The sequence below is a fragment of the Enterobacter sp. SGAir0187 genome (assembly GCF_002952735.2).
Classification (GTDB): Bacteria; Pseudomonadota; Gammaproteobacteria; order Enterobacterales; family Enterobacteriaceae; genus Enterobacter; species Enterobacter quasiroggenkampii.
This window is the reverse complement of the sequence record NZ_CP025034.2, coordinates 67,369-81,120: the sequence shown is the minus strand read 5'-3', so window position 1 is coordinate 81,120 and position 13,752 is coordinate 67,369. Positions and strand designations below refer to the sequence as shown.

11 protein-coding genes and 1 pseudogene are annotated in these 13,752 nt (G+C 57.3%); 3 read left to right on the top strand and 9 right to left on the bottom strand.

What is annotated here, in order from left to right; all coding sequences use genetic code 11:
- Window positions 1–2: 2 nt before the first annotated feature.
- From CWR52_RS00405 to CWR52_RS00370, 7 genes and pseudogenes are all read right to left on the bottom strand, one after another.
- Window positions 3–776, bottom strand: a complete 774-nt coding sequence (locus CWR52_RS00405; RefSeq protein WP_104948450.1) for an amino acid ABC transporter ATP-binding protein — start codon at window positions 774–776, stop codon at window positions 3–5.
- On the bottom strand, window positions 760–1,686 hold the full coding sequence (locus CWR52_RS00400) for an amino acid ABC transporter permease (RefSeq protein WP_104948449.1): 927 nt from the start codon (window positions 1,684–1,686) through the stop codon (window positions 760–762). The genes CWR52_RS00405 and CWR52_RS00400 overlap by 17 nt, the downstream gene beginning before the upstream one ends.
- Before the next feature lie 9 nt (window positions 1,687–1,695).
- On the bottom strand, window positions 1,696–2,205 hold the full coding sequence (locus CWR52_RS00395; RefSeq protein WP_104948448.1) for a GNAT family N-acetyltransferase: 510 nt from the start codon (window positions 2,203–2,205) through the stop codon (window positions 1,696–1,698).
- Window positions 2,206–2,214: 9 nt separating this feature from the next.
- Window positions 2,215–4,478 (bottom strand): annotated as a pseudogene (locus tag CWR52_RS23370) (NtaA/DmoA family FMN-dependent monooxygenase).
- Window positions 4,479–4,494: 16 nt separating this feature from the next.
- The gene (locus CWR52_RS00380; protein ID WP_104948445.1) at window positions 4,495–5,616 is read right to left on the bottom strand and encodes an amidohydrolase; all 1,122 of its coding nucleotides are present in this window, start codon (window positions 5,614–5,616) and stop codon (window positions 4,495–4,497) included.
- Window positions 5,613–6,614: an LLM class flavin-dependent oxidoreductase gene (locus CWR52_RS00375; protein WP_104948444.1), complete on the bottom strand. Its 1,002-nt coding sequence runs from the start codon at window positions 6,612–6,614 to the stop codon at window positions 5,613–5,615. Before CWR52_RS00375 ends, CWR52_RS00380 begins: the two co-directional genes overlap by 4 nt.
- A gap of 110 nt (window positions 6,615–6,724) precedes the next feature.
- Window positions 6,725–7,264, bottom strand: coding sequence for an AAA family ATPase (locus tag CWR52_RS00370; protein ID WP_104948443.1), 540 nt, complete (start codon window positions 7,262–7,264; stop codon window positions 6,725–6,727).
- A 340-nt stretch (window positions 7,265–7,604) separates the two neighbouring features.
- Between CWR52_RS00370 and CWR52_RS00365 the strand changes: the two genes are divergently transcribed.
- Window positions 7,605–9,140 (top strand): methyl-accepting chemotaxis protein, encoded by a 1,536-nt coding sequence (locus CWR52_RS00365; RefSeq protein ID WP_104948442.1) that lies wholly within the window; start codon window positions 7,605–7,607, stop codon window positions 9,138–9,140.
- Here CWR52_RS00365 and CWR52_RS00360 read toward each other — a convergent pair.
- Window positions 9,137–9,535, bottom strand: coding sequence for a (R)-mandelonitrile lyase (locus tag CWR52_RS00360; protein ID WP_104948441.1), 399 nt, complete (start codon window positions 9,533–9,535; stop codon window positions 9,137–9,139). The two genes, CWR52_RS00365 and CWR52_RS00360, sit on opposite strands and share 4 nt — an antisense overlap.
- A 108-nt stretch (window positions 9,536–9,643) precedes the next feature.
- Here CWR52_RS00360 and CWR52_RS00355 point away from each other — a divergent pair, with 108 nt between their 5' ends.
- Both CWR52_RS00355 and ansP read left to right on the top strand, forming a co-directional pair.
- Window positions 9,644–10,558, top strand: a complete 915-nt coding sequence (locus tag CWR52_RS00355) for a LysR family transcriptional regulator (RefSeq protein ID WP_048223405.1) — start codon at window positions 9,644–9,646, stop codon at window positions 10,556–10,558.
- A gap of 304 nt (window positions 10,559–10,862) precedes the next feature.
- Window positions 10,863–12,359 (top strand): L-asparagine permease, encoded by a 1,497-nt coding sequence (gene ansP / locus CWR52_RS00350; protein ID WP_008501774.1) that lies wholly within the window; start codon window positions 10,863–10,865, stop codon window positions 12,357–12,359.
- A gap of 92 nt (window positions 12,360–12,451) precedes the next feature.
- On the opposite strand, the gene CWR52_RS00345 is transcribed toward ansP, so the two are convergent.
- Entirely contained in the window at window positions 12,452–13,513 is a 1,062-nt protein-coding gene (locus tag CWR52_RS00345; protein ID WP_069719150.1) for a YncE family protein, read from the bottom strand.
- Window positions 13,514–13,752: the final 239 nt, after the last annotated feature.

Genomic DNA, 13,752 nt, shown 5'->3' with positions numbered 1-13,752 from the left:
CCTTACAGCACTTTTGACAGGAACTGGCGCGTTCGCGCGTGCGACGGGCGGTTCAACACCGCGTCGCTGCTGCCCTGCTCAACAATTTTCCCGTCAACCATAAACACCACCTGATCCGCGACTTCACGGGCAAAGCCGATCTCATGGGTAACGACCACCAGCGTGGTGCCGGAACGGGCAAGCTTTTTAATCACGTCCAGCACTTCACCCACCAGTTCAGGGTCGAGCGCCGAGGTGGGCTCATCAAACAGCATCACGCGGGGGCGCAGCGCCAGCGCGCGAGCAATCGCGATACGCTGCTGCTGACCGCCGGAAAGATGACGTGACCAGGCATCGGCTTTATCCCGCAGCCCAACCACGTCCAGCAGGCTGTACGCCCTTTCCACCGCCTCTTTTTTGCTGAGCTTTTTATGCGCGATGGGAGCCTCTATCAGGTTTTCCAGCACCGTCAGATGGGGAAAGAGATTGAAGTTCTGGAACACGTAGCCCACGTTGACGCGCTGTTTGAGGATCTCCTTCTCCTTCATTTCGTAGAGCTTGTCGCCCTGACGGCGATAGCCGATGTAATCCCCGTCAATCTGGATAAAGCCCTCGTCGACGCGCTCCAGGTGGTTAATGGTGCGCAGCAGGGTTGATTTGCCGGAACCGGACGGCCCGAGGATCACCGTCACGGACCCTGGCGGGATCTCAAGCGATACGTTGTCGAGCGCCTTATGGCGTCCAAAATATTTGCTGACGCCGGTAATCGAGATATGTCCTTCAGGAGAGGCTTGCATGGATAGGCTCCTGTGCTGGCGTGGTGGTGACAGAACGGGTACGACGGGCGGCACGGTTCTGATTAACCGCAGAGCGGCGTTCGCTGCGGGCAAGTGCGCGTTCAACACCGTACTGGATAGTGGACAGGACGGTGGTGATCGCCAGGTACCAGGCGGCACCGACCATCAGCAGCGGGATCACCTCCTGCGTGCGGTTGTAGATCATCTGGATGGTATAGAACAGCTCCGGCATCGCCAGGACGTACACCATCGCCGTGCCCTTGGCGAGGCTGATGATTTCATTGAACCCCGACGGCAGGATGGTACGCAACGCCTGAGGCAAAATGATGCGTACCGTGCGGCGCCAGGCCGGCAGACCGAGCGCGGCGGCGGCCTCATACTGCCCGTGATCGACCCCGAGGAAACCACCGCGAATGATCTCGGCGGTATAGGCGCTCTGCACCAGCGTTAGCCCCACCACGGCGGTAGAAAATTGCCCCAACACGTTGATGGTTTCAAAGCTGCCCCAGGTAATGCCGGTGAACGGCACGCCGAGCGAGAGCGTGTCGTAGAGATAGGAAAAGTTGTACAGGATAATCAGCACGACGATCAGCGGCAGCGACCGAAACAGCCAGATGTACGCCCACGCCAGGCTGCTCAGCAGCCAGGATGACGAGAGTCTCGCCAGGGCCAGCATGCCGCCAAACACCACGCTCAGCGCAGTACCGATCAGGGTGAGCAGCAGGGTCTGCCCTACGCCTTCGAGGATCACCGGGTCAAAGAACCAGCGGGCGAATACTGCCCACTCCCAGCGCGGGTTAAAGGCCACGGACTGAATCACGACCGCCAGGACAAACAGCGCCACCGCGGCGCCAACGGTCCGCAGCGGATAACGCGCCGGGACCACCTTAATGGTTTCAACGTTGCTCATCGTCGTTCCTCATGCGGTTTTACTGAACGCTTCGCGTACCAGCGTTTTGGTGAAGCGCAGCCGACCGTCAAACGGCGGCTGGCTGTACTCTTCCGGATCCCGGTTCAGATCGAACTGCGGCTGATAGCCCTGGCTAAGATAGAGCCTGACCGCCTCCGGCTGACGAAAGCCGGTTGTCAGGAAGATTTGGCTGTAACCTGCCAGCACCGCCCTGCGCTCCAGCTCCTGCACCACGCGCCCGGCAAGCCCCTGCTGACGCAGGGTTTTGTCCGTCCAGATGCGTTTGATTTCCGCGGTGCGTTCGTCGAACGGCTTGTACGCGCCGGTGGCGATAATCTTCCCGTCGCGCTCCAGCACGATAAACAGCCCCTGCGGCGCCAGATACCACTCGGTGAGCTCCACTTCCGCGTCTTTAGAGAAGTAGTCCCCGTAGCGGGCCGCATATTCACCGAACAGCCCCTCGATAATGGGCTGAAGTTCGGCATCTTCCGGTGATACATCACGAAATCGTTCGCTCATCACGCCTCCTTAATCACCCAGGCCCGCCGGGTTCACTTCGGACTGAGGAATGCGCTCAACCCCTTCTCCCCAGCGGTTCAGCACTTTGTCGTAATCGCCGTTTTTGATGACGCCGTTCAGCGCTGTTTGCACCGGCTCAACCAGTCCGCTGCCTTTTTTCAGCGTCACCGCGATGTGTGCCGCCTTCGGCCAGCCGCCGTCGACGCTGCCCACCAGTTTGGTTTTCCCGTTCAGCGCCGCCTTCCAGGCGCCAATCACGTTCGGGCCAAAGTAGGCATCCGCGCGTCCGGACTGCAGCGCCAGGGTTTGGGCCGCATCGTCTTTGGTGTAGATCGGGGTAAACGGTTTCAGCCCCTTCTTCAGGTTTTCAGCATTCCATGCCAGCAGGATGGCCTCCTGGTTAGTGCCGGAACCAACGATAATCCGCAACCCGGCGATGTCCTCAGCCTTCTGAAGCGATTCGATCGGGCTGGTCGATTTCACGTAGAAACCGAGGGAGTCCTTACGGTAGGTGGCGAAATCAAACTTCTCTTTGCGCGCTTTGGTAACGGTAATGTTGCTGATGGCGGCATCGTATTTTCCGGACGCCACGCCCAGCGGCCAGTCTTCCCACGACGTTGGCACTACGTTCAACTCAAGTCCGAGGCTGTCGGCCACCAGACGGGCGACGTCAACTTCACTCCCGAGCAGCGTTTTGTTGTCGTCGGAAAATACCGTCAGCGGCGGTTGATTGAGGCCCGCCACCGCCACGGTAAATTTCCCCGGCACGGCAAAGCGATAGTCTTTCGGCAACTGTGCCACCGCATCATTGTTTTTGGCGGTATTAATCGGCGTTTTATTGGCCTCAATGCTCACGCCGGTGCCGTTAATATTTACGTTCTCTGCCCAGACGGCAGGGGTAAAGGCCAGCGCGAGCGCCAGAATAAGCGATGATTTCTGCATAGCGGGGTTCTCTTTTATTGTTGTGTGTACTGGTTTTTCGGTTGGTCTAAGCCAAGGCTTTCGCGCAGCGTGGTGCCCGGGTAGTCGGTACGGAACAGGCCGCGGGCCTGAAGAATGGGCACCACCTGGTCAACAAAGCGCGGGAAGGTGTCCGGCGTGCCGCCCTGAATAATGAAGCCGTCTGCGGCATAGCCTTCAAACCAGGCCTGAAGACCGTCTGCCACCTCCTCCGGCGTGCCGGAAAAGCGCGGGCGCGGCGAAGCGGCCTCAAGCGCTACCTGACGCAGGGTTAAGTTGCGTTCGCGGGCGTTACGCTTGATTTCATCGGTGGTGCTGCGGAAGCTGTTTTTGCCTAAGTCGCCGATATCCGGGAACGGCTCGTCGAGCGGATACTGGCTGAAGTCGTGATGTTCAAAATAACGCCCGAGGTAATTGAGGGCGTCATTAATCGACACCAGCGCCGCCGTGGTCTGGTACTGGTTTTCCACATCATCGGCATCTTTCCCCACAATCACGCTAACGCCCTGGAAAATATGGAGATCCGACGCGCGGCGGCCGTTTATTTCCAGCTGCTGTTTTACGTCGCGGTAAAAGGCTTTTGCCTCATCGAGCGTCTCGTGGTGGGTGAAAATGGCGTCGGCATGTTTCGCCGCCAGCTTTTTCCCGTCGTCCGACGCCCCGGCCTGAAAGACAATCGGGCGACCCTGCGGCGTGCGGCCAATATTCAGCGGACCGGCGACCTGGAAGAAGTCACCGTGGTGGTCGAGCGTATGCAGTTTCGCCGGGTCAAAAAACTGGCCGCTCTCTTTGTTACGAATAAACGCGTCCCCTTCCCAGGAATCCCACAGCCCTTTCACCACGTCGAGATACTCATCGGCAATCCGGTAGCGCAGCGCATGTTCGGGGTGTTTTTCACGGGAAAAGTTCTTTGCTGACCCTTCCAGCGGCGAGGTCACCACGTTCCAGCCCGCCCGGCCGTTGCTCAGGTGATCGAGGCTCGCGAACTGGCGCGCCGTGGTGAAGGGCTCGCTGTAGGAAGTGGATAAGGTTCCCACCAGCCCAAGACGCGAGGTGATGCTGGCCAGTGCGGAAAGCACGGTTAACGGTTCAAAACGATTCAGAAAATGGGGGATCGATTTCTCGTTAATATAGAGGCCATCGGCCACGAAGAGAAAATCGAGCTTCCCTTCCTCGGCCTTTAACGCCGTCGCTTTCACAAAGTCGAAATTAATACTGGCGTCGGCGATCGCTGCAGGATGGCGCCAGGCGGACATATTCCCGGATGCACCATGCAGAATGGTGCCCAGCCGCAGTTGTCGGGTTGCAGACATCTTTACCTCTCCTGAATTAAACGTGTTGCAGGGCTTTTTCCGCAAGCTGTGCAAAATAGCGGGCGGCGGGCTCAATCAGTGCTTCATCCGGGTTGAAGGCCGGGTGATGTAAACCAAACGGACTGTTGCTGCCAATGCTGACAAACGCGCCGGGAACAGACTGCAAATAGACCGCAAAATCTTCCCCGCCCATATGCAGTTCCGCGTGCCGGGTTTCATATCCGGCCTCACGCGCAACCGAGGTGGCAAAATCAGCCCAGCGCTCGTCATTCACCAGCGCGGTAGGCCCGGCATACCAGGTGATATCAATCTGCGCGCTGAAGGCGCTGGCAAAACCGGCGGCGATTTCGCCCACGCGGGCTTTCACATTCTGCTGCACTTCCGTGCGATGGGTTCGCAACGTGCCTTCCAGCTCGACGCTTTCCGGCAGCACGTTCCAGGTGTTGCCGCCCGCAATGCGGGTCACGCTCAGCACCACGGAATCCAGCGTGTTGACGTTGCGACTGGCGACGCTTTGCAGCGCCGTTACCAGCTGGCTCGCCAGCACAATGGCGTCGTTGCCTTCATGAGGACGTGCCGCGTGCGCGCCTTTGCCGGTAATGCGGATCACAAAGCGGTCGACGTTGGCGTAGAACGGCCCGCCGCGGGTGGCGAACTCACCCACCGGCAGGCCGGGCTCGTTGTGCATACCGAAAATCGCGCTGACATCGCGTAAGGCACCGGCGCGCACCATGCTCTTCGCACCGCCAAAGTTCTCTTCAGCAGGCTGAAACAGGATGCGCACCCGGCCGTTAAGCGAGGCCTCCCGCTCTTTCAGCTTTAACGCGGCGCCGAGGATGACGCTGGTGTGGATATCGTGTCCGCAGGCGTGCATCACCCCTGCATGCTGTGAGCTAAACGGCACGCCGCTGCGCTCTTCAATCGGCAGGGCATCAATATCCGCCCGCAGCGCAATCAGTTTGCTGCCCGAGCCGATTTCCGCCACCAGTCCGGTCGACAGGTCATAAGGCTGTGGGGTGATCCCGGCCTTCGTCAGCCACTGGCGCAGGCGCGCGGTGGTTTCGACCTCCTGGCCGGACAGTTCCGGGTTCTGGTGCAGTTCGCGGCGCCAGGCAATCAGTTGCTCGCCAAAACTCATACGGTGACCTCCTTGTTAAGACGCGCCCCGGCAAGCAGGCGCAGCGACGCGACGCGCGTAGCCCCCTCCGCTACCGGCGTGTCGATGATAAATTCGTCAATGCCCCACAGCTGGTGCAGCGCGTTGAGCTGTTCCACTACCGACTCAGCGGTACCCGCCAGCAGCGACTGCACCCGGCGTGCAATGCGCACCGGCTCACTGCCCGCCTGACGTGCAAACGCGTAGGCCTGTTCTTCACTGGCCACGGTGACACGCTGCCCGTTTGCCAGCTCAACGCCCCACACTTCGACCTTCTGCGCCAGCGTGTCTGCCTCAGCCTGCGTCGGCGCGACAATCGCCTGCACCGCCACTATCACGTCACGCGCGCTGTTCTTCCGCCAGGTCGATACCACCTCGCGCAGCAGGTCCGGGTCACCGTTCAGGTGTGCGGCAAACACAAAGTGCCAGTCGAGCCTGGCGGCCAGCAGCGCGCTTTCGGTACTCGCGCCCAGCAGGAAACCCTCAGCAGGCAACGGCGGCAGCGGCGTGGCGCGGACGGCCTCTTCAATAGCGTGATGCTCAGGACGGATCCAGCGGTCGAGCTGGGCCAGTTGTTCGGCAAAGCTGCCCTTTTCCTGTTGATTCAGGCCCTGCTGCAGCGCGCGGGTTGAGAGCGGTAATCCGCCGGGGGCTTTCCCGACGCCGAGATCGACGCGGCCAGGCGCCAGCGCGGCCAGCACGTTGAAGTTCTCGGCGACTTTATAGGGGCTGTAGTGCTGAAGCATTACGCCGCCGGACCCGACGCGAATGCGCGTGGTTTGCCCGAGGATCCAGGCAATCAGCAGCTCCGGCGAAGGGCTGGCAAGCTGTGGGGTGTTGTGGTGTTCGGCAATCCAGAAGCGGTGATAGCCCAGATTTTCTGCCTGCTGCGCCAGCGCCAGGGTACGCGCCAGTGCATCGGCAGCCGTTTCGTTTTCAGCGATGGGGCTTTTATCCAGAATGCTGATTCGCCATGACATGTTGCGTTCTCGTTTGACTTAACATGTCGACATTATTAAAGGCGCATTTCACCACTGAGAAACAATTAATTTACATTTAGTTTGCCGGAAAACAGATATATAAAACCCTGCTAAGAATAAGACTTTAAGGAGGCAATCAGCGTTTCCACCTGCTCCCGACGGGTAATGCGGACGAAGCGAATATGGCTATATTGCGGGTTTTGCAGATCGGCTTCATAGCGCGTGCGGTTGTTACGCCAGGTTTTCATCGTCCAGATGATAATCGATTCTCTGCTGAAGAACGCGCGCCGGAAACTCTCTTTATTCCCCGTTCCCGGCCAGAGCTCGTGCTTATGCCAGGCCCGCTTCATTGCTCGCGTGACGGCCTGCCAGAGGGTGCGGATAAACCCATAATCCACCCACACCACCACATCTACATCGCGCCATTTCACAGGCCGCGTGCGGTTGTAGTTACCGTCCAGCACCCAGTCTGGCGACGCCTGTAGCGCCTGCTCCAGCTTTGCCTGAAACTCGTCGTCCGGCGTGCCCTGCCAGTCAGCCTGCCAGTAAAGTCTGTCCATCTCGATACAGGGAATAGCCAGTTCGGTCGCAATCTGCTTCGCCAGCGTGCTTTTTCCACTCCCGCTGGTTCCTATGACGTTAATTTTCACCTCAGCCTCCCTGTATTCACGAAAATGAGACCAAATCATAGCGTTTTCATTCTGTTAACGAAACGCTATTTCAGCATGACAATTTTTCCAGGGAGGCGATCTCCCTCTTGCAGTTTGGCTTATGTCATTTATTTAAATCGATTCAAAATAACACCCACTAAAATATTTTCAATTTTATTACATTCGACAACATTAACATATTAAAAATAATGGATGCCGGGTATTTCGGAGGTTCTCAATTTCAGCGAGAATATGCACAGATCGTTATTAAAATAATCACTTTCATCTTGCCGGAGCGCTTTCCGGGTTTTTATTCTTGCACAACATCATGGAGTTACTCATGAGGCGTAACACCCCCGTTACACAAAACGAGTATTTACTTAACGCTGGTTCGACGTTAATGTCCACCACCGATACAAAAAGTCATATAACTTATGCCAACTCCGCTTTTATAGAAGCCAGCGGATATAAAGAAGAGCATCTTCTGGGTGAGCCGCATAACCTCATCCGCCATCCCGACATGCCTGCCGAAGCGTTTGGCGACATGTGGTTTACCCTCCAGCAGGGTGAGACCTGGACAGGGCTGGTGAAGAATCGTCGTCATAATGGCGATCACTACTGGGTGCGTGCCAACGTGACGCCGGTCTGGCAGGGGGAATCCCTGACCGGCTATATTTCGGTGCGCAATATCCCCTCACGGGAGGAGATCGCGGCCAGTGAAAATCTGTATGCAAAAGTACGTAATAATGAATTAAAACAGTACCGTTTTTATAAAGGACTGTTCGTTCGGCGCGGTTTATTTTCCTTTTTGTCGCTCTTTAAATGTCTCAGTACCGGAAAACGAATTCAGCTTGGTATTACTGCGACAGCGTTACTTTCCTGCCTGGCGGTATATTTATTCCGCGATCGTCTCGTTCAGGTCACCACTCTGGTGCTGCTTTTTTCTGCGCTGTCCTGTTATCTTCATGCGCAGATCGCCCGGCCGGTAAAATCCATTGTTCAACAGATGCAGCGCGTGGTTTCAGGACGTAAAACGGACTATTACCATTTTGACAGAATCGATGATATCGGGCTGATGATGCGCCTGGTGAATCAGTCTGGTTTAAACCTGAATTCGCTGGTTGACGATGTCGGGGCGCAAATCAGCGGTATTGGCACCATCAGCCAGCAGGTCGCGAAAGAAGGTGCGGCGCTGCAGGCGCGCTCTGAGGAAACCGCAGATTTCTTGCAGCAAACCGCATCTGCGGTGGAAGAGATCGCCAGCGCCGTGAAGCAGACGGCCGAAACCGCAAACGAGGCGATTCAGATGGCGGATCGCACTCGCGACAGCGCCCACTGCGGTGAAGCGATGATGAAAGAGACCATCGGTATGATGCAGTCCGTTTCGCAGGATAACGGCCAGATCGTCGATATTATCAGCGTTATCGATCGTATTGCCTTCCAGACCAATATTCTTGCGCTGAATGCCGCCGTGGAAGCGGCGCGCGCGGGTGAAGCCGGCCGCGGCTTTGCCGTGGTCGCGGCTGAGGTGCGCAATCTTGCACAGCACTCCGCGACGGCGGCGAAAGAGATCAAAGCGCTGATCGAGAAAAACGTTGCCAGCGTCAACGCTGGCGTGGAGAAGGTGGTACAAACCGAATCACAGCTGACGGTCATGATCGACCATGTTCTGCAGGTTTCCACCTTGATTAAGGAGATTGGCCTCGCCACGCAGGAGCAAACCCAGGCGCTGACGCTGATTAACGCCTCCCTCTCCCGTATCGGCGCAATGACCCAGAGCAATACGGGGATGGTGGATAACGTCACTCACGCCGCGAATCACCTGACGCAGCGGACGACACGTCTGCAGCAGGCGATTGCCGTTTTTGGCGGTTAGCCGTTCGGGTACTGCTCGTCGATCACTTTTTCCAGCCATGTTACCGGGCTGCCGTTTACCGCTTCGGCGATGGCAAGATGCGTCATCGCCGTTTGCGCACTTGCGCCGTGCCAGTGCTTCACGCCGGGTGGGATCCAGGCGATATCGCCCTGATTCAGGATTTCCGCCTCTTTGCCCCACTCCTGTAGCCAGCCGCGACCCTGCGTCACAATCAGCGTTTGTCCCAGGTGATGCGTATGCCAGGCCGTGCGCGCGCCCGGCTCAAAGGTTACGGTTGCCCCGCCGACGCTGGCAGGTTCGGTAGCCTGAAAAGGTGCGTCAATCCGAACAGCCCCGGTAAACCAGGCTTCCGGTCCTCGTACTGACGGTAATGAACCGCTGCGGATAATTTTCATCTTTTGCTCCTCGTTGACTGTTGCGTTAACAGTAGCGCAAAGCACTCGGCAGCATTAGGGTGCATAATCAGATAGGACACATGACTGAAACTCATAAATAGAACCGCGATGCTAAAAGATAATTTCAACGATCTGCTCTCCTTTATGGTGGTGGCCCGCGAGCGCAGCTTTACGCGCGCAGCGGCGCAGCTGGGCGTCTCGCAATCGGCACTGAGCCATGCGATGCGCAAGCTTGAAGCGCGATTAGACGTTCGCCTGTTAACCCGCACAACCCGAAGCGTGGTTCCGACACCCGCGGGTGAGCAGCTTTTTTCGCGCCTCAGCCCGCATCTGCTGGAGATCGAACAGGAACTCACGGCGCTTCGCAGCACCCGCGACAAACCCGCAGGCGCTATCCGCATCGTCGCCGGCGAGCACGCGATGGACGCCGTGCTCTGGCCGGTACTGAAGCCTTTTATGCTGCAGTATCCTGACATTAACGTCGAAGTGACGGTCGACAATGGCCTGACAGATATCGTAGATGGCCGCTTCGACGCGGGGGTTCGCCTGGGTGAACAGGTGGCAAAAGACATGATTGCGGTGCGGATTGCGCCGGACATGCGCATGGCGGTCGTCGGCTCCCCGGATTACCTGGCTCGTTTTGGCGTGCCGCTCGTGCCAGAGCAGCTGGGTGAACACCGCTGTATCAATCTCCGCCTGCCCACCCGAGGGGGATTGTATGACTGGGAATTTGAGCGCGACGGGCGCGAGCTTCGCGTGCGGGTTGACGGACAGCTTACGCTGAATAACCTGTCGCAGCGCATCGACGCCGCGGAGAATGGTCTCGGATTAGCCTACGTGCCCGAGTCCTCGGTTCTGGACGCTCTGAATCAGGGACGGCTGGTCAGGGTCCTTGAATCGTGGTGCCCCACGTTTGAAGGATATCACCTCTATTATCCGAGCCGTCGGCAGCACACAACCGCGTTCAGGTTACTTCTGGATGCCCTGCAGCAGCAAAAATTTATACCATCTGGTAATAATTAAGAGAATCTGATGATTAAATAATCAACCCCGCCATTGTTTTGACTAAAAACTCATCACGTTTCAGCGTGTTGTGATCCCCGTCTGCTCTGACCACACGATTTCCTTCGACGTGCATCACTTTCGGCACGGTTATATTTTGCGTCGCTTATGAATTGCAGGTAGGATGCCTCGCCATGTTTCGCCTTATCCATACGCAGAATGACTGGGGAGGCGACATGTGTTTGCGCAGAAGCAATCGTTTGTATTGCGCTCTGCCAGGCAGGACTATCACGATAATGGTTCAGACAGGCAAACAGGTAACTCAATGAAAACAAGCAATAAAAGCGCAGCCGATCATCATGCTGCTAAACGTCGCTGGTTGAACTCCCATGAAGAGGGCTACCACAAAGCGATGGGCAACCGTCAGGTTCAAATGATCGCCATCGGCGGCGCTATCGGAACGGGTCTGTTTTTAGGTGCTGGTGCACGCCTGCAGATGGCTGGCCCGGCTCTCGCCCTGGTCTATCTGGTGTGCGGGATCTTCTCTTTCTTCATTCTTCGTGCACTGGGCGAACTGGTACTGCATCGCCCTTCCAGCGGCAGCTTCGTCTCTTACGCCCGTGAATTCCTCGGTGAAAAAGCCGCTTACGTCGCGGGCTGGATGTACTTCGTCAACTGGGCGATGACCGGTATCGTCGATATCACCGCCGTTGCGCTGTATATGCACTACTGGGGCGCGTTTGGCGATGTGCCGCAGTGGGTCTTTGCGCTTGGCGCGCTGGCGATTGTCGGCACCATGAACATGATTGGCGTGAAGTGGTTCGCGGAGATGGAGTTCTGGTTTGCGCTGGTTAAAGTGCTGGCCATCGTGGTGTTCCTGGTCGTGGGTACCGTCTTCCTCGGCAGCGGTAAGCCGCTGGATGGCAATGCCACCGGCTTCCACCTGATAACCGATAACGGCGGATTCTTCCCGCACGGTCTGCTGCCTGCGCTGGTTCTGGTTCAGGGCGTCGTGTTCGCCTTCGCCTCCATCGAGCTGGTGGGTACCGCAGCAGGTGAATGTAAAGATCCGCAGACGATGGTGCCAAAAGCCATCAACAGCGTGATCTGGCGTATCGGTCTCTTCTACGTCGGTTCCGTGGTGCTGCTGGTGCTGCTGCTGCCGTGGAACGCCTACCAGGCGGGCCAGAGTCCGTTCGTGACCTTCTTCTCTAAGCTGGGCGTGCCTTACGTGGGCAGCATCATGAACATCGTGGTGCTGACGGCGGCGCTCTCCAGCCTGAACTCCGGCCTCTACTCGACCGGTCGTATCCTGCGCTCCATGTCGATGGGCGGTTCTGCACCGAAGTTCATGTCGAAGATGAGCAAGCAGCACGTGCCGTACGCCGGTATTCTGGCGACGCTGGTGGTCTATGTCTTCGGCGTGTTCCTGAACTATCTGGTGCCGTCTCAGGTATTCGAAATCGTTCTGAACGTGGCGGCACTCGGGATTATCGCGTCCTGGGGCTTTATCGTGGTCTGCCAGATGCGTCTGCGCAAAGCGATTAAAGAAGGCAAAGCCGCTGACGTCAGCTTTAAGCTGCCTGGCGCGCCGGTGACCTCCTGGCTCACCCTGCTCTTCCTGTTCAGCGTGCTGGTGCTGATGGCGTTCGACTACCCGAACGGCACCTACACCATCGCGACCATTCCGCTGCTGGCCGTGCTGCTGATTGCCGGCTGGTTTGGCGTGCGTAAACGCGTTCATGAAATTCACAGCACCGCGCCGGTTCATCCTGATGATGAAAAACACGACGCGCCGCTGGTGGAAGAAACTTCGCGTTAATAAAAAAGCCGGGTGGCGGCTTCGCCTTACCCGGCCTACATTTCATGGTTTTGTAGGCCCGGTAAGCGCAGCGCCACCGGGCAATTCCCATCTTACAGCGCGATACGAATCACGTCGTCAGGCTGGGTGGCTTCCTGCTGGCGGGTGGATTTTTGTTTCACCGTCACGTACAGGGTTTTACCATCCGCAGAGAGCGCCAGGCTGTTCGGGTAGACCGGCGTGTCGAACGTTTTAGTCACCTTATACGTTTTCCCATCAATCACGCTCACCTTGCCGGCTTCACGGTGCGTCACGTAGGCTTCATTGCGGGCCGGGTTAAACAGGACCGCCAGGGATTCCGGCGCGGCGATTTTCTCGATCACGCTGCCGTCTTTCAGGCTCACCACCAGTACTTCCGGCTGTTTTGAATCGGTCAGGAACGCGCGCTGACCAGCTGTGTCGAGGCTCAGGTTCAGGTAGAAGTGCTCTTTCCCGTCATCCTGCACTTTTTTACGGCTCAGGATTTTGTTGGTGGCCGTATCAATGGTTAACAGCTCGCCGTCCGCATTCGTGGTGTACAGACGTTTCGCCTGCGCATCCAGCGCCAGGCCGGTGCTGTAAGTACCGGTATTGGCAATGGTCTCTTTCAGCTTCAGCGTGGCGCCATCCACCACCCAAATCACGCTCTCTTTGCCGACACCGGTGATGTAAATCGTGTTGCTCGCGTCATCCGCCACCAGCTGGCGCGGCTGCAGCGGTTTGACGGTTTCGCTGCGTTGACGCCCGTCCAGCACCAGCCGCCCTTTTACGTCACCCGTTTTAGCATCAATCGCGGTTACCGCGCCGTTGATCGTATTACCGAACCACAGCGTTTGGGTCGCGTTGTCAAAGGTGGCACCAAAGGGTTTGAGATCGCTATGGATCGCCTGCGTCACGTCCAGCGTGACCGGATCAAGACGGTAAACAACCCCGCCCTTATCGGTTTTGCGGCTTTGCGAGGTCGCCACCCACAGCGCATTCTCCTGCTGGCTCACGGCCATTTCATACGCCCCTTTGCCCACCGCTTTACGCAGCACCTCTTCGGCGGCATGCACCTGGAACGTCCCGGCAAGCAGTAAAGTGGCAGACAGCAGTGACAGGCTCAGACGCGGCGAGCACAGATGACGTAAAGACATAACAATTCCTTTTCTGAAAAGTGGGGTTTGGGCTGACATCACTTCCGGCAGACAACGTCATGGCATTGCCTTTTGATAATGAGAATAGTAATCATTAATCAGTTGAATGTGGAGTTTTTCTTTCCCCTCCCGCCTTTCATTAACGCAATGTGCGGTTATAGTTTTCAAAACATTTACAAAACCTTTAACATGTATGGACATGTTCCATTTGGTTCGTTTACATACCACAACCGGTTTTA